Annotated in this window: 12 protein-coding genes; 9 read left to right on the forward strand and 3 right to left on the reverse strand. The window is 70.0% G+C overall.

The features are described from left to right. Positions 1-24: 24 nt before the first annotated feature. Together ADK54_RS20010 and ADK54_RS20015 are read right to left on the reverse strand one after the other, a co-directional pair. On the reverse strand, positions 25-1,422 hold the full coding sequence (locus ADK54_RS20010) for a sensor histidine kinase (protein ID WP_053727036.1): 1,398 nt from the start codon (positions 1,420-1,422) through the stop codon (positions 25-27). Next, complete coding sequence (locus ADK54_RS20015) at positions 1,419-2,114, reverse strand: response regulator transcription factor (protein WP_053727037.1); 696 nt, start codon at positions 2,112-2,114, stop codon at positions 1,419-1,421. Before ADK54_RS20015 ends, ADK54_RS20010 begins: the two co-directional genes overlap by 4 nt. Before the next feature lie 63 nt (positions 2,115-2,177). On the opposite strand from ADK54_RS20015, the gene ADK54_RS20020 reads away from it, so the two are divergent. Next, entirely contained in the window at positions 2,178-3,323 is a 1,146-nt protein-coding gene (locus ADK54_RS20020) for a UDP-N-acetylglucosamine--N-acetylmuramyl-(pentapeptide) pyrophosphoryl-undecaprenol N-acetylglucosamine transferase (protein ID WP_053727038.1), read from the forward strand. Continuing rightward, the gene (locus tag ADK54_RS20025) at positions 3,320-4,318 is read left to right on the forward strand and encodes a GDP-mannose 4,6-dehydratase (protein WP_053727039.1); all 999 of its coding nucleotides are present in this window, start codon (positions 3,320-3,322) and stop codon (positions 4,316-4,318) included. Before ADK54_RS20020 ends, ADK54_RS20025 begins: the two co-directional genes overlap by 4 nt. 48 nt (positions 4,319-4,366) lie before the next feature. Here ADK54_RS20025 and ADK54_RS20030 read toward each other — a convergent pair whose 3' ends face one another. Beyond that, a complete protein-coding gene (locus ADK54_RS20030; protein WP_053727049.1) occupies positions 4,367-5,002 on the reverse strand; it encodes a TetR/AcrR family transcriptional regulator in 636 nt (211 codons plus the stop codon). A gap of 297 nt (positions 5,003-5,299) precedes the next feature. Here ADK54_RS20030 and ADK54_RS20035 point away from each other — a divergent pair, with 297 nt between their 5' ends. From ADK54_RS20035 to ADK54_RS20065, 7 genes are all read left to right on the forward strand, one after another. Continuing rightward, on the forward strand, positions 5,300-6,271 hold the full coding sequence (locus tag ADK54_RS20035) for a tetratricopeptide repeat protein (protein WP_053727040.1): 972 nt from the start codon (positions 5,300-5,302) through the stop codon (positions 6,269-6,271). A 644-nt stretch (positions 6,272-6,915) separates the two neighbouring features. Continuing rightward, complete coding sequence (locus ADK54_RS20040; RefSeq protein ID WP_053727041.1) at positions 6,916-7,557, forward strand: DUF6230 family protein; 642 nt, start codon at positions 6,916-6,918, stop codon at positions 7,555-7,557. A 97-nt stretch (positions 7,558-7,654) separates the two neighbouring features. Beyond that, entirely contained in the window at positions 7,655-8,203 is a 549-nt protein-coding gene (locus tag ADK54_RS20045) for a DUF6114 domain-containing protein (RefSeq protein ID WP_053727042.1), read from the forward strand. Beyond that, positions 8,193-9,512 (forward strand): hypothetical protein, encoded by a 1,320-nt coding sequence (locus ADK54_RS20050; protein ID WP_053727043.1) that lies wholly within the window; start codon positions 8,193-8,195, stop codon positions 9,510-9,512. Before ADK54_RS20045 ends, ADK54_RS20050 begins: the two co-directional genes overlap by 11 nt. Before the next feature lie 200 nt (positions 9,513-9,712). Next, positions 9,713-10,072, forward strand: a complete 360-nt coding sequence (locus tag ADK54_RS20055; RefSeq protein ID WP_053727044.1) for a hypothetical protein — start codon at positions 9,713-9,715, stop codon at positions 10,070-10,072. A 41-nt stretch (positions 10,073-10,113) separates the two neighbouring features. Further along, positions 10,114-14,352 carry a DUF6531 domain-containing protein gene (locus ADK54_RS20060; RefSeq protein WP_078966490.1) on the forward strand — a complete coding sequence of 1,413 codons (4,239 nt, stop codon included), beginning with the start codon at positions 10,114-10,116 and terminating at the stop codon, positions 14,350-14,352. Next, complete coding sequence (locus ADK54_RS20065) at positions 14,349-14,822, forward strand: hypothetical protein (RefSeq protein WP_053727045.1); 474 nt, start codon at positions 14,349-14,351, stop codon at positions 14,820-14,822. Before ADK54_RS20060 ends, ADK54_RS20065 begins: the two co-directional genes overlap by 4 nt. Positions 14,823-15,755 lie beyond the last annotated feature (933 nt).

The raw sequence follows: 15,755 nt of genomic DNA on the forward strand, positions 1-15,755 counted from the left end.
GTCTGGGGGCGGAGCCCCAGGGGCTCAGGCTGGCCCGCCTGGCTCGCTCGGGAGCGTCAGGCGGAACAGGGCTCCGCCGCCCGGGGCCTGATGGGCCGTCAGGTCGGCTCCGTGCGCCCGCGCGATCTGCCGGGCCATCGCCAACCCCAGCCCCGACCCCGGCAACGCCCGCGCCTGCTCCGCCCGGTAGAAGCGGTCGAAGACATGGGGGAGGTCGGCCGGGGCGATACCGGGCCCGTGGTCCCGTACCGTCAACTCGCCCGCCAGCAGCACCACTTCCACCGGCGCCCCCGGCGGGCTGAACTTCGCCGCGTTGTCCAGGAGGTTGGAGATCAGGCGAGCGAGGCGCCCCGGCACGCCGGGCAGGGTCGCCGACGCGTCGGACAGCTCCAGCTGGAACGGCGTCGCCGGCCAGTGCGTACGGGCCGTATCCACCGTGTGCGCGAGCAGCGGGGCCAACCGGACCTCCTCCAGGAGCGGCGTCGGCTCCTCGTCCCTCGCCAGGTCGATCAGGTCGTTGACCAGGACGGACACCTCTCGGATCTGGCGGCCCAGGGCAGCGGAGGCCCGGTCGCGCTGGGCCGGCGTCAGACGGTCGGCCCGGGCAAGCAGCTCGGCGTTCGTGCGCAGCGCGGTCAAAGGGGTGCGCAGTTCGTGGGACGCGTCGGCGACCAGGCGGCGCTGGGCCGTCACCGACTGCTCCAGCTCGCCCAGCATCGTGTTGAAGGACGCCGCGAGCCGGGTCACCTCGTCCTCCTTGTCCGGCGGGCCGGGCGGCAGCTCGATGCGGTGGCTCGGGTCACGCGTGGCCGCGATGTGCTCGGCCGTCGCGGTGAGCCGGGCCACGGGGGCGAGTCCGGTGCGGGACACCCAGTAGCCGAGCGCGGCCGCGAGCAGCACGCCCGCCGCCCCCACCCCGCTCAGGAGTCCGGCCGCCTGGCTCACGCCCTTGCGCACCGCGTCCGAACGCAGCGCCACCTGCAGCGACTTGCCGCCGCCGAAGGCCGTGGTGAGCATCCGCGCGGGCTCGCCGCCGGGCAGCGTGATGTTGGTGAAGTAGGCGTTGCGGTCTCCGGAGGCGACCTCGCGCACGGGCGGGCTCACCGGCAGGAGGTAGGGCTGGGAAGGGTCCTTCGCCGGGTCGGCCGGGACGATCTGCGCGCAGGCGGGGGCGGACAGGAAGCGGCACTCGCCGGCGAGCACGCCGGGGGCCTGGCCCCGGTTCTGCTGGATGGCCAGCGTCGCCGACTGGGTCAGGTTCAGGTTGAGCTGGTGGTAGAGCTCGTACTGGATCACGAAGAACGCGGCCGTGCACACGCCGACCGCGACCAGCGCCACCGCGGCGGTCGCGGCCACCGCGAGCCGGGTGCGCAGCGGGCGGTGACGGCGCCAGCGGGCGCCCAGGCGCCGCCGGGAGCTCACGAGACGTCCAGGCGGTAGCCGACGCCGTGCACGGTGTGGACCAGGCGCGGCTCGCCCGCCGCCTCCAGCTTGCGCCGCAGATAACCCACGTACACCGCTAGGGAGTTGGAGTCCGGGCCGAAGTCGCGGCCCCAGACCAGCTCGTGGATCAGCTCCCTCGGAAGCACCTGTCCCGGGTTGCGCATCAGAAGTTCCAGCAGGGCGAACTCGGTCCGCGTGAAGTCGATCGGACGCTCGCCCCGGCGGGCGGTGTGCGCCACCGGATCCACCACCAGATCCGCGTACCGCAGCTCCTGCTGCTCGGCCGGGTCAGGTGCCGCCCGGCGCAGCAACGCCCTTACGCGCGCGATGAGTTCGTCCAGGGCGAAGGGTTTGACCAGGTAGTCGTCCGCGCCCGCCTCCAGGCCGTCCACGCGCTCGCTCACCGAATCCAGCGCGGTGAGGACCAGGACCGGGGTGCGGTCACCCATCGCGCGCAGCTGGCGGCACACCCCGAGGCCGTCGAGGACCGGCATCATCACGTCCAGGACGATCGCGTCCGGCCGCCAGGCGGCCACCTCGGAGAGCGCCGCGAGCCCGTCCTGGGCGCCCTTCACCTCGTACCCCTCGACCGCGAGGCCGTCCTCGACGGCCGCCCGTACCTCCGGCTCGTCGTCGACGACGAGAATTCTGACCGCGCGTGTGGTGCTCATGGGCAAAGCCTGCCAAACAGCGCTCTTAGAACCCTCTTAAGCCGCCCCGTGAACCTCGGTGCCATGCGCACACCATTGTCAGTAGTGATCGGGGCGGGCGGTACCGGCGGGCACATCTACCCCGGACTCGCGCTCGCCGAGGCGCTGCGGCGGGCCGTCCCCGACGCGGTGATCTCCTTCGTCGGCACGACCCGGGGCCTGGAGGGCAAGCTCATACCCGGCGCCGGGTACCACCTGCACACCGTCGACATGATCCCCTTCGACCCCTCGCTCGGCGCCAAGCGGTATCTGCTGCCCGCCGCGCTGCTGAAGTCGGGCGCGCAGTGCCGGGCCATCCTCAAGGCGCAGCGCGCCCAGGTCGCGGTCGGCATGGGCGGCTACCCGAGCGCGCCGGTCATCGTCGGCGCCAAGATGGCCGGGCTGCCCAGCCTCATCCACGAGTCCAACGCCGTGCCGGGCCGTGCCAACCAGTTCGCGGCCCGGCTCACCTCCAACATCGCGGTCGCCTTCGACCGCAGCCGGGCCCATCTGGCGGGCGGCCAGGACGCCGTCACCACCGGCATGCCCATCGCCGCCGCGCTCGCCGCGCTCGACCGCACGGCGCTGCGCACCGAGGCCCGGCGGGCGCTAGGAGTGCCGCCCGGGGCGCGCCTCGTCCTCGTCAACGGCGGCAGCCTGGGCGCGGCCCGGCTCACCGCCGCGGCGATCGGTCTGGCCGAACGCTGGCGGGAGCGGGCCGACGTCCACCTCCTCATCAAGACCGGACCGGCCCAACTGGCCGACACCGAGCGGCAGTTGGCAGCCCTTCCGGGTGCGCGGGCCGTGCCCTACCTCGACCGGATGGACCTCGCGTACGCGGCCGCCGACCTCGTGGTGTGCCGGGCCGGCTCGGCGACCGTCGCCGAACTCGCCGCGACCGGGGTGCCCGCCGTCCTCGTGCCCTACCCGCACGCGCCCGGCGACCACCAGACCCACAACGCGCGGGTCCTCTCCGACGCGGGCGCCGGCCTGCTCGTCCCGGACGCCGAGACCACCGCGTTCCGCCTGGCCGGCCTCATCGAACCGCTCCTGGCCGACCCGGCCCGGCTCGCCGCGATGAGCGGCGCCGCCGACCCCGGCAACCACGCCCGGGCCGCCGACCTGCTGGCCGCCAAGGTCCTCGAACTCGCCTCCTACCCCACCTCGTACACCAGGGAGTACGCAGCATGAGCACTGTCAACACGTGGCAGAACCGCACCGTCCTCGTCACCGGCGCGGAGGGCTTCATCGGCTCGACGCTGGTCGACCTGCTGGTCGAACTCGGTGCGAACGTCAGGGCGTTCGTGCACTACAAGCCGTACGCCGAGAAGGGCTTCCTCGCCCACCTCATCGGCCACCCCCAGGTGGAGATGGTCTCCGGGGACGTCCGCGACGCGGGCCGGGTCTCGGACGCGGTCGCCGGCTGCGACACGGTCTTCCACCTCGCCGCCCTCATCGGCATCCCGTACAGCTACGACTCCCCGGGCGCCTACGTCCAGACGAACGTCGTCGGCACCGAGAACATCGCCGAGGCCTGCCGCCGCCACTCGGTGCGCCGCCTCGTCCACACCTCCACCAGCGAGGTGTACGGGACCGCCCTGACCGCGCCGATCAGCGAGCAGCACCCGCTCCAGCCCCAGTCGCCGTACTCCGCGTCCAAGATCGGCGCCGACATGATGGCGCTCTCGCACTGGCACGCCTTCGAGCTCCCGGTGACGGTGGTGCGCCCCTTCAACACCTACGGCCCGCGCCAGTCCGCCCGCGCCGTGATCCCCACGATCCTGGCCCAACTGCACGCGGGCGTACGGGAGATCAAGCTCGGCTCGCTCACCCCGACCCGCGACTTCACGTACGTCACCGACACCGCGCGGGGCTTCCTCGCGGTGGCCGAGTGCGACCGGGCGCTCGGCGAGGTCGTGAACCTGGGCACGGGCCGCGAGATAGCGATCGGCGACCTCGCCGAGGCGCTCATCGCCGCATCGGGCCGCGAGGCCTCGGTCGTGGTCGACCCGGCGCGCCTGCGCCCCTCGGGCAGCGAGGTGGAGCGACTGCTTTCCGACAACACGCGGGCCCGCGAGTGGGCGGGCTGGGAGCCGGAAATGAGCCTGGAAGAAGGCCTGAAGAAGACGTCGGCCTGGGTCGAGGAGAACCTCGCCCTGTTCGCGCCGACCCGCTATCAGGTCTGAGCCCGCCCCTGCCCGGGCCCGAGGACCCGGCCCGAAGCCGGTCCGACTTCAGGCCGTCGCGGCCAACCCCGAGCAGATCAGGAGGGTGAAGTCGCGGGCCCACTCCTCGTCCACCGGTTCCGCGCTGACCAGCGCCCGGTGCACGACCGCGCCCGCCACCACGTCGAAGATGAGGTCGGTGTGGCGGGCGGAGACGGTCGGGTCGGCCTCGTAGGGGAGTTCGCCGCGGGCCTGGGCGCGTTCGCGGCCGATCAGAACCAGCCGCTTCTGACGGTCCACGATGGCCGAGCGGATCCGCCCGCGCAGCGCGTCGTCCCGGGTGGATTCGGCCACCACCGCCATCAGCGCGGTCTTCGTCTCGGGGCGCTCCAACAGCGCCGCGAACTGGAGGACGACGCCCTCCACATCGGCCACCAGGCTGCCCAGGTCCGGGAGTTCGAGCTCGTCGAAGAGGACCGCGACCGCGTCCACGACGAGCTCGTTCTTGCCGGCCCAGCGGCGGTAGAGCGTCGTCTTGGCCACCCCGGCCCGCGTCGCCACGTCCCCCATCGTGAACTTCGACCAGCCGACGTCGACCAGCGCCTCCCGGGTCGCCAGCAGGATCGCGGCATCGGCCTCGGCGCTGCGGGGCCGACCCGTACGACCCGTACAGGACGGTCTCGCGGCTCGGGATGAAGAAGGCATGACGGCGACCATACCGGCCGGTAGCAATCGCGCCAGAGGGCACGCGGTGTGCGCGAGATCACCCTGTGCGCCGGGTCCGCACCAGTTACGCTACGGCTCGTAGCGAAAGCCTTGAGCGGCCTTCCGCGACAACCACATGTCACACGGCGCCGGGGTGGGGACCCTGGTGCCACCAGGAAAGATCCGCGGCCCGTCCGTTGTCTCGCAGAGTCTCGCACTCCGGCGGGAGGCAATGGGTGGGCCCGGATCCTGCCACCGGATCACCACGCACCGTCGCGGAAGGGGGAGGATGTACGCATGCAGCCTAGGAACATGTCCATGAGCGGCGTCGTCGACCTCGCCGCGGTGAAGGCGGCCGGTGAGGCCAAGAGCAAGGCGGAGCAGGCGCGAGCCGAGGCAGCCCGCCAGGGCGGGGTCCCGGCGGTCGCGCCGTCCGCCCTCGTCATCGATGTCGACGAGGCCTCCTTCGAACGCGATGTCCTGACGCGCTCCTCCGAGGTGCCGGTCGTCATCGACTTCTGGGCCGAGTGGTGCGAGCCCTGCAAGCAGCTCGGCCCGCTGCTCGAACGCCTCGCCGTCGAGTACAACGGCCGTTTCCTCCTTGCCAAGATCGACGTCGACGCCAACCAGATGCTGATGCAGCAGTTCGGGATCCAGGGGATCCCGGCGGTCTTCGCGGTGGTCGCCGGCCAGGCGCTGCCGCTCTTCCAGGGCGCGGCTCCCGAGGCGCAGATCCGCGAGACCCTCGACCAGCTGGTGCAGGTCGCGGAGGAGCGCTTCGGCCTGACCGGCATCGCGGTCGACCCGGACGCGGCGGCCCCCGCGGCCGAACCGGCGCAGGCCCCGGCGGGCCCGTACGACGCACTGCTCGAAGCCGCCGTGGTCGCCCTGGACTCGGGTGATCTGGGCGGCGCGGTCCAGGCGTACCGGAACGTGCTGAGCGACGACCCGGGCAACCCGGAGGCGAAGCTCGGCCTGGCGCAGGCGGAACTGCTCCAGCGCGTCCAGTCGCTCGACCCCCAGCAGGTCCGCAAGGAGGCCGCCGAGAAGCCCGCCGACGTGGCGGCGCAGATCGCGGCGGCCGACCTCGATCTGGTCGGCGGTCATGTCGAGGACGCCTTCGGACGGCTCGTCGAGACCGTGCGGCGCACGTTCGGTGACGACCGCGACGCGGCCCGGGTCCGGCTCCTTGAGCTCTTCGAGGTGATCGGCGGGGACGACCCGCGCGTCACGGCGGCGCGAACCGCGCTGGCGAGGGTGCTCTTCTGAACCACCTGTGAACGCCTTCGGGCGTTCATGAACCTGTCACCGAATGAGTGCCGAACGCGGTACGCGACGGACGATTTGGCGACAGAGAGACAAGAGGCGGCCGCGTTTTGCCAAAACTTGGTAAACGCGGCCGCTGTTACTTGCAGTAAGTTGAGCCGCTTCTTACGTCCGCATTTCAGCGGCGATTTCCTCTTCTGTCCGGTCACTCGGCGGCACCCTGCGTGCCCGGCCGATGCCGACCGGTCGCGCTTCGGTTATCGGGCCGTTACTGGCTAGTAACGATCCCCCTTGTGCCGCGGCCCCGAATGCACCACGATCGGCCACGCTCGGTCCAATAACGCACCAGCCCGACAGCCACTCGGCGCTGCCGCCCATTTGGGTCCCCACCGGGCCGGCCGGTGGCAGTGGCACCGGCCGTGGACAGGGGGGTCTCTGCTCTCCGGCAGGGCCTGTCCAGCAGGTTGCGCGAACGCGTGGCCAGTGGTTGTCGCTCGGGGGTGATCGCCGGTGTCGGACGAAGTGCGCGAGTCGTACGCGGTCGACCTCCCGTGCGCTCCCCTTCCCGAGGACGTAGCACTTCTCCCATCCCGTGACAGCCCTTGAGGGTCCGTCCCGGAGATGTACGTCCGAGAAGGAGGAAAGTCATGGAGTCCCAAGTACGTGGCGGGACCAGATGGAAGCGGTTCGCGCTGGTCATGGTGCCGAGCGTGGCCGCGACGGCCGCGATAGGCGTCGGCCTGGCACAGGGTGCGCTCGCCGCCTCGTTCAGCGTGTCCGGCCAGGAGTTCAAGGTCCGGGCGGACAAGCTCGTCGGTCACAACCTGATCCAGTACGGATCGATCGCGACCGGCAAGGACCTGAACGGCAAGGACGCCGCACACCCCGTCGTGGTGTCCGGCTTCAGTGACGCGACGATCAGCAACATGTGCCAGTCGGTCGTGACCCCGGACGTGCCGTTCTTCGGCAGCATCACGCTGCAGCTGAACGCCGGTACGCAGGCCGACAAGCCCGTCGAGGCGACGAACCTCTACCTCGATGTCGCCGAGCTCGACACCGACGCGGAGTTCAAGAACATCGACATCGGCGTGGCCGCCGGAGACCCGTCCAACAAGACGGGCATTCAGCCGAACGCCAAGCCCCAGGTGAACCCGTACGGATTCGCCCAGCGCGCCGAGGTGGCGACGCTGTCGAACGTCAAGCAGAAGGCGTGGGCGACGACCGCCGGCACCTTCAAGCTCAGCGGCCTCAGCCTGCGGCTCTACCAGGGCAGCAAGGAGTGCTACTAAGCACCCCGCCTGACGGCCGGGGGTGCCCCACGCACTCCCCGGCCGCCGGGACCCTCTCCTTTTTCACAGCAACAGCGGTTCCAGGGAGCTGTTTTCCATGAGCGCCGAGACCACGGGTTCCCGCGACTTCCAGTACTGGCGTCTTCGTTTCCGGGCCTGGCGGGGCAGTCGCCCGTTCTGGGCGGGCCTGTTCACGATGGCCGGCGGCGTGCCCATCGCGTACTTCCCGTACGCCAACATGCACCTCGGCAACATCACGCTGGCCATGTCCACGACCGCCGGTGCCGGTTCGCTGATCATCGGCGTCCTGCTGGTCACGCTCGGTCTGACCATGTGGTTCCACAGCGTGGTGCGGACGTTCGCGGGTGTCGCGGCCATCCTGCTCGCGCTGATCTCCCTGCCCGTGGCCAATATCGGCGGCTTTGTCATCGGCTTCCTGCTCGCGATGCTCGGCGGCGCGCTCTCCGTGGCGTGGGTGCCCAGCAAGGCCAAGGGGCGGGCCGCGCCGGCCGCCGGTCCGGCGCCCGAGGGCCCCGCGCCCGCCGCGGGCGACGAGACCGTGCCCGGCCCGCGTGAAGGACAGCCGGGAACCGCCGCAACCGATACGACAGTTGACGCCAACGGCGGGAGGAACAGTGCGGGGTGACGAGACGCAGCTGGACTCGACCGGAGGCGGCGACCCGCGGGAAAGAAGAGGGCCGCGCCACGCGGCCCCGAGGAAGTCGCTCCTGACCAAGTGGCAGATGCCCGCGGGCAAGGCGATGGCGCTCGCCGCCATGCCCACGGCCGTCCTGGTCGGCATGAGCCTCACGCCCAAGCTCGCGATGGCCGACGACAAGACGGACATCCCGTTCGCCCCCGGCCCCTGTGTGACCCGCTCGGACAGCCCCTCGGGCTCGCCGAGCCCGTCCGGCAGCGCGTCGGGCAAGGCCTCGCCGAGTCCGTCGGCGGCGAAGTCGGACGACACGAATCCGGACGGCAGCGCGTCGAAGTCCAAGACGCCCACGCCCACGGCCTCGGGTTCGGCCGGGGACACCGTCGACAAGCTCCTGAAGCCGGCCCAGCCCGCTGCCAAGCCGTCCGCGGCGGACGCTCCGGCGAACACGGCCGCGACCCCGCCGCCCGCCAAGACGACCAACCCGCTCGACCCGCTGGGTCTGGGTGACGCCCTCAAGGGTCTGTTCGGCATCCACGACACGCCGAGCCCGGCGCCCACCGCGAGCACGTCGACGGCCCCCGCGCCGAAGCCGTCGGCGAGCACGGCCGCGCCCAAGCCGTCCACGAAGGCGTCCAAGCCCGCCACCACCGAGGGCAAGCCGGTCGACAAGACGGCGGACGCGATCAAGAAGGCGGCCGACGAGGCGGGCCAGAAGGTCGCCGAACTCCCGGACGCGGCAAAGGGATTGGATCCCAAGAAGGACACCGCCATCCCCGACGGTGCCAAGCCCGCCTTCCCGTGCCCGACCGCCGACCCGAAGGCGCTCGCCGCGGCCAAGCAGGACAGCGGGGTTCCGACGCTGCCCACTCAGCCCTGGATCCTCAAGAGCTCGATGCTCACCCTGAGCGGTCTGAACTACGAGGGCATCGTCGAGGTCAAGGCCGGCGACACCACCAAGAAGGTCCTCAAGTTCACGGCCTCGTCCGTGGACATCAAGGACCTGGACCAGCAGGTGTACGGACCCGAGGTGGGCGGCTCGCCCACCACCGCCCACGTCGTGGCCCGCTCCGGCTCCACCTCGACGATCCGCAACGGCACGGTGACGATGTACACGGAGGAGCTGAAGGGCAACCTCTTCGGCCTCATCCCGATCACCTTCAGCCCGGCCACCCCGCCGCCGCTGAACGTCCCGTTCGCCTTCTTCACCAACGTGACGGTCCGCCAGGCAGGCCAGTTCGGCGGCACCCTGACCGTCCCGGGCCTCCACAACTACGTCACGAACGGCAACCCGTCGTAGCCCTGGCCACCCCAAGTACCCATCCGGGAGCCGCAGTTGAGCCGTGGCCCGCACCCCTCGGGGGTGCGGGCCACGGCTGTGCCATCGCTCGCCCAGCGGATCCATTGCCTCCATATGGAGATTGATTGGGTTTCCCTTTACCTCTCGCTCCTAGGGTCGGGAAGGTTGGGGCGGGCAGCGGGGAAAGCGGGGAGTGCCGGATGGGCGACGACGGCAAGGTTCTGGACATCAAGATCGCGGATGTGAAACTCACCGCGCCGGTCTTCCACGAGCAGGCCACGAACCTGAGCACGGCGCTGACCAACCTCGTTCACGCTCTCGACGGATTCGGCGCGCCGTGGGGCGACGACGACCAGGGCAAGGCGTTCCGCGACGCGTACGCGCCCCAGCAGAAGGTCATCGAGCGCGCGGCGGGCACCCTGGTGCTAGGCCTGGTCAGCATCCATGAGGCGATGGTCGACATGTCCGACGGACACGTGGACAACGACCAGTTGATCGCGGGGATCTTCACGAAGATCAAGAAGCCGGTCGACGCCACGGACGGCGATGATTCCGAGTGAGTGTCGAGGACGAGGCCAAGAAGATCCTGCTCAAGCTGGGGATGTGGTGGCCGGACGCCAATTCCGGCACCCTGCGGCACGCCGCCGACGCCTGGCGTACCTTCGCCGACGCGGTCGACGACGTACGGACGCCGGTGAACAACGCGGCGTCCGCTCTCATCCACAACAACAAGGGTGAGGCGATCGATGCGTTTGAGATCTTCTGGGGCCGGTACGCCAAGGACGGCAACGCGGGGTGGCTGAGCGACCTCTCCAAGTCGGCTCGCAAGATGGCGGAGGCGCTGGACAAGTTCGCCGACGCCGTCGATCACGCCATCCACAAGCTCTGGATTCAGATCGGGATCGATGCGGCCGTGATCGCGGGCGGCGTCGCCGTGGCCTTCCTCACCGCGGGCCTGGCCTCGGGAGCAGCGGCCGCTGCCGCCGATGCCATCATCGAACTCGGCGGCACTCTTGGTGTCGCGGTCTCCGCCACCGTCGCCGAAATCGCGGCAGGGACCCTGGTGGCCGCCGCCTTCGGCGGAATCGAATCGGTCACCGTCGACCTCGCGGTCGCCCAGCCCCTGAAGATCGCCACGGGCCAGCAGAAGGGCCTGAGCCTGGACGAGATCAACCAGGCCGCCAAGGACGGCATGATCTACGGTGGCGCGCTCGGCGCGGGCAGCGGCGTCCTGAAGGCCGGCGTCGAGGGAGCCTTCAGCAACCCGACCCCCTTCATGCTGCGCCCGCCTTCACTCCGTCCCGACCTGGTCGAACTGGGGCCCGCAGCCCGGCAGGCAGACCGCACCCCGTGCGTCGGCGAGCCCATCGACGTCGCCACCGGCGCGATGCTGATGACCCAGACCGACCTGAGCCTGCCCGGCGCGCTGCCCCTTGTCTTCACTCGCACCCACCTGTCCTCGTACCGAGCGGGTACGTGCTTCGGCCCGACGTGGATATCAAGCCTCGACGAGTGCCTTCAGATCGACGGCGAGGGAGTGGTGTTCGCCGCCGCCGACGGTATGCGCCTGGTGTACCCGGTGCCGAAGGCGGCCGAGCCGGTGCTGCCGGCCAAGGGCGCCCGCTGGCCGCTGGAATGGGACGGCAAGCCCGACGGCGTCATGACCGTGACCGACCCCGACACAGGGGTGGTCCGCAGCTTCGGCACACCGCTGCCCACCGACACCTTCGGAGTCTTCCGGCTGCCGGTGGACAGCTGGCAAGACCGTAACGGCGCGCGCATCGACATCGAACGCTCCGGGGAGGGCATACCCGTCGGCCTGCGCCACAGCGGCGGCTACTACCTCGCCGTGGACACGCGTGGTCGCCGCATCACGGCCCTGCGCCTCTTGGACGAAGCGCCGTCCGCCTACGAGACACGGGACGTGCCGTCGGATGCCGGAACGGTGGTGATGACCTACGGCTACGACGAGGAGGGCAACCTCACCGAGGTAATCAACTCTTCGGGCGAGCCGCTGAAGTACGCGTACGACGATCAGGGCCGGATCACCAAGTGGACGGATCGCAACGGGACTTGGTTCTCGTACGTCTACGACCAACGCGGCCGAGTCGTGCGCACCGAGGGTGTTGACGGCGTTCTGTCGGGCTCGCTGACGTACGACGAGACCGCCCGTACCACGACCTACACGGACTCCTTGGGCCGCCGCTCGACCCACCGCTACAACGCTGAGGGCCTGGTCGTCGAGGAGACCAGCCCGCTCGGCCACACCACCCGAACCGACTGGGACGAGCGCGGCGACAAGCCGCTGACGATCACGGACGCGCTGGGACGGACCACGCATTACGTCTACGACGAGTCCGGCACCCTCATCGAACTCACCCTGCCCGACCGGTCCGTCGCGCGGGCCGCCTACAACGCCCTCGGAAAGCCGATCGAGGTCATCGACCCAGGTGGCGCCACCTGGCGCCACACGTACGACGCCGCCGGAAACCTGCTCACGACGACGGACCCGCTCGGCGCCGAAACCCGTTGCGCCTACGACGAGTCCGGGCATCTGGTCGCCGTGACCGATGCCCTCGGCCACACCCGGACGGTCATACCGAACGCGGCCGGACTCCCGCTGGCGGTGACCGACGAGCTGGGCCACACCACGGCCGTGCGCCGTGACGCCTGGGGCCGGGTCGTGGAGGCGACCGACCCGATGGGCCACGTGGTCCGCATGGGCTGGACGGTCGAGGGCAAGCCGGAGTGGCACGAACACGCCGACGGCAGCCGGGAGTCGTGGACGTGGGACGGCGAAGGCAACCTCCTCACCCACACCGACGCAGTGGGCAACCTGACCAGCCACGAGGTGGGCCCCTTCGACGTACCGACTACCCGCACCGACCCCGACGGCACGACCTACGCCTTCGCCTACGACACCGAGCTCCGCCTGACCGAAGTCACGAACCCGCAGGGCCTGACCTGGTCGTACACGTATGACGAGGCGGGTCGGCTGGTTGCCGAGAGGGACTTCAACGGCCGCAGCTTGTCCTACGCGCACGATGCGACGGGCGCCCTGGTGTCCCGCACGAACGGGGCGGGGGAGGCGCTGCGGTTCAGCCGGGACGCGATGGGACGCGTCACGGAGCAGCGGTCGGACACGGGCGAGGTGACCTCGTACGAGTACGACGCGACGGGTGAGCTCGTCCGCGCGGTCAACGCGGACGCCGACGTAGTCACCCGGCGCGATGCGCTCGGCCGTGAACTCGCCGAGACCGTCAACGGCCGAACGACGGCCTTCGCATATGACCCGCTGGGGCAGCGCGTCCGCCGGGTCACCCCATCGGGCCTGGTGTCCGAGTGGACCTACGACGCGGCTGGACGCCCCGCACAACTACGCTCGAAGCACGGCGAGTTGGCTTTTGCCTACGACGCCTCGGGGCGCGAGAACGAACGCCGCATAGGCAGCGATGTGGTGCTCCACCAGATCTGGGATGCGACCGACCGGCTCACAGCCCAGTCTCTGCAGACGGGAGGCGTCGAGGCTGACCGCCTCCTCCAACACCGTGCGTACACCTATCGTGCGGACGGCTACCTGACCGAGGTCCGCGAACTCACCTCGGGAACCCGGAAGCTCGACGTGGACGCCATGGGTCGAGTCACAGGCGTCCGGGCCCATGGCTGGGCCGAGACGTACGCGTACGACACGATGGGTAACCTCTCGCACGCAACCGCCCCCGCCCACGAGTCCGCCGGCGGCCGCGAGTTCGACGGCACCCTCATACGCCGAGCCGGCCGCACGACGTACGAGCACGACGCACAGGGCCGCCTGATCCGCAGGATCCGCAAGCTCCTCAACGGACAGCGGCGGACATGGACGTACTCCTGGAACGCCGAGGACCGCCTGACGGAGGCCGCCACGCCCGGCGGCGCACGTTGGCGGTACATGTACGACCCTCTCGGACGCCGCATCTCGAAGCACCGGGTGGCAGAGGACGGCTCGACCATCGAGCGCACGCGGTTCACCTGGGACGACACCCGGCTCGCCGAACAGAGCACGCCCGACGGCAGATTCACCACCTGGGACTATGAGCCGGGCACCCACCGCCCTCTCACCCAGACCGACCACAAGCCGACAGTCCGAGAGGCGGGAGTGTCCTTCCTCTCGACGCTGGCCGATGACTCGTCTGTGGGCTGTGCGACCCGATTCCACGCGATCATTACCGACGCTGTCGGCACTCCGGCTGAATTGGTGTCGCCTGAGGGCAGGTTGTCCTGGCAGCGCCGCACGAGTCTGTGGGGAACGCATCTTCCGTCTCCTGTGGATGCGGCTGAGATCGACTGCCCCCTGCGCTTTCCCGGCCAGTTCGACGACCCTGAAACGGGCCTGAGCTACAACTATTTCAGGCATTACGACCCCGAAACCGCTCGGTACGCCAGCCCGGATCCGCTCGGTTTGGAGCCGGCCCCCAATCACCATGCCTATGTGGCGGACCCGCTCGGTTGGAGCGACCCGCTCGGACTTGCTGCACGGGGTCCGAAGGATCCTCTGGACCTCGGAGCGGGCTACCGAGGCCGGTTGGACATGTGGCAGGAGGGCACGAAGGGAACCGATTTCGAGGTCCACGTATACGATAAATCCGGTCGCGAGGTCGGTATTTTCGGCAGCGACGGATGGTTCAACAAGCACGGTACGACGGCGGCAGATGTCCAGGTGCCGGCCAGTGTGGAGAATGCGCTCAAGGGGCGAGCCATCGACACTCTGAGAAAGACTGGTCGAATCGGGCCGAAGGGCACCGAGGACATCAGCGGAGAAAAATGGCAGAGGCCTCGCCTCGCAGCAGAAGGATGCAAATGAAATTCGTGAAGGCTGATTGGGACCCCGAACTGAACGGATTCTTTCTGGATTCGACTGCCTACTTGGCTGAGTTGCCCCGGATCCAGGAGGAGCTGCCTCCAGGTGCGAGGGCGTTCGCGTCCGACGCCGGGCACTACAGCATGGGGAGCAGCCGTTGTGTGAAGGATCTGGAGCTGGCTGCCATCCATGTGGCGACGGACAAGAGTGGAACGCTCACCCTCGAATTCGCCGGCAATCAATGGAAGCACGAAGCGGGTCTTAGCATTCGGTACGCGAAGGTTGCTCACTTCTCGATCGACTACGAGCATTCGGTCGACTGGATGCAGGCGGATACCGTCCTGCTCGATGAAATCCTCCCGGACAATGGAGGATGCGTCCATGAAATCGCATTGACCGATGCGGCGATCACTGTCCGATGTGAGGATCTGGACGCTGTTTGGGGTGCCGACGGCGACAGGGGGACGTCGTGATCCAGGGAGCCACCCTTTCCTAGGGGCAAACGGGGCGTTGTCTGTGATCATCGGGATTTTTGTGGTCGGCGGGATCGCCGCGCTGTGGTGTGGAGTGAGTTGGGCGTTCAACGTACGAGGGATTACGGTGCGGCGGGCCGAGGCCATTCGGCGGCGGCATGCCATGCAGCTTGACGGGGTGCCCTCGGGGGCGATGTGGCCCCAGCCTTGGTACCACCGTCTCCTCGGTGCTCTCCTCACCGTTGCCGGGTTGGTCCTCGTGATTGCCGGTTATGCGCTATGGCACCTCAATTGAGGGTGCCAATAGAAGGCCGTGACGGCAGTTCGTTCCTGCGCCCGTCCGGGACGGCAAGCGGCCACCCGGCCCTCGGCCGGGCCCAATTCCTCGCGGGAGCCGAGGTCTCCCGGCACTCCAAGTAGGGACCTTCGGTGGGGTGGCCGGGGACCCGGAGGGGGTGACACTCGGGAGCAGGAACCTACGGTCCCGCAGGTTGCGTACCCCGGACACCTCGTACGGCCCCGACGTGCCACCCCGAAGAACGGACCCCCCATGCCCACACCTCGCCGCCCCCACCCCCCGCTCATCCAGGGCGGCATGGGCGTAGCCGTGTCCGGGTGGCGGCTTGCGCGGGCTGTGGCGGGGGGTGGGCAGCTCGGGGTGGTGTCCGGGACCGCGCTCGATGCCGTGCTCGCGCGCAGGCTCCAGCTCGGGGATCCCGGCGGGCACATGCGGCGGGGGGGCCCCGCCCTTCCCCTGCCCGGGGGCGCCCCCGGGGGGGGCCGGGGGGTCTTTCTTTGGGGGGGGGACGCCCCCGGCCAGGGAAAGGGGGGGGGGCCCCCGCCGCATGTGCCCGCCGGGATCCCCGAGCTGGAGCCTGCGCGCGAGCACGGCATCGAGCGCGGTCCCGGACACCACCCCGAGCTGCCCACCCC

Source organism: Streptomyces sp. WM6378 (assembly GCF_001279695.1).
In the GTDB taxonomy this organism is placed as follows: domain Bacteria; phylum Actinomycetota; class Actinomycetes; order Streptomycetales; family Streptomycetaceae; genus Streptomyces.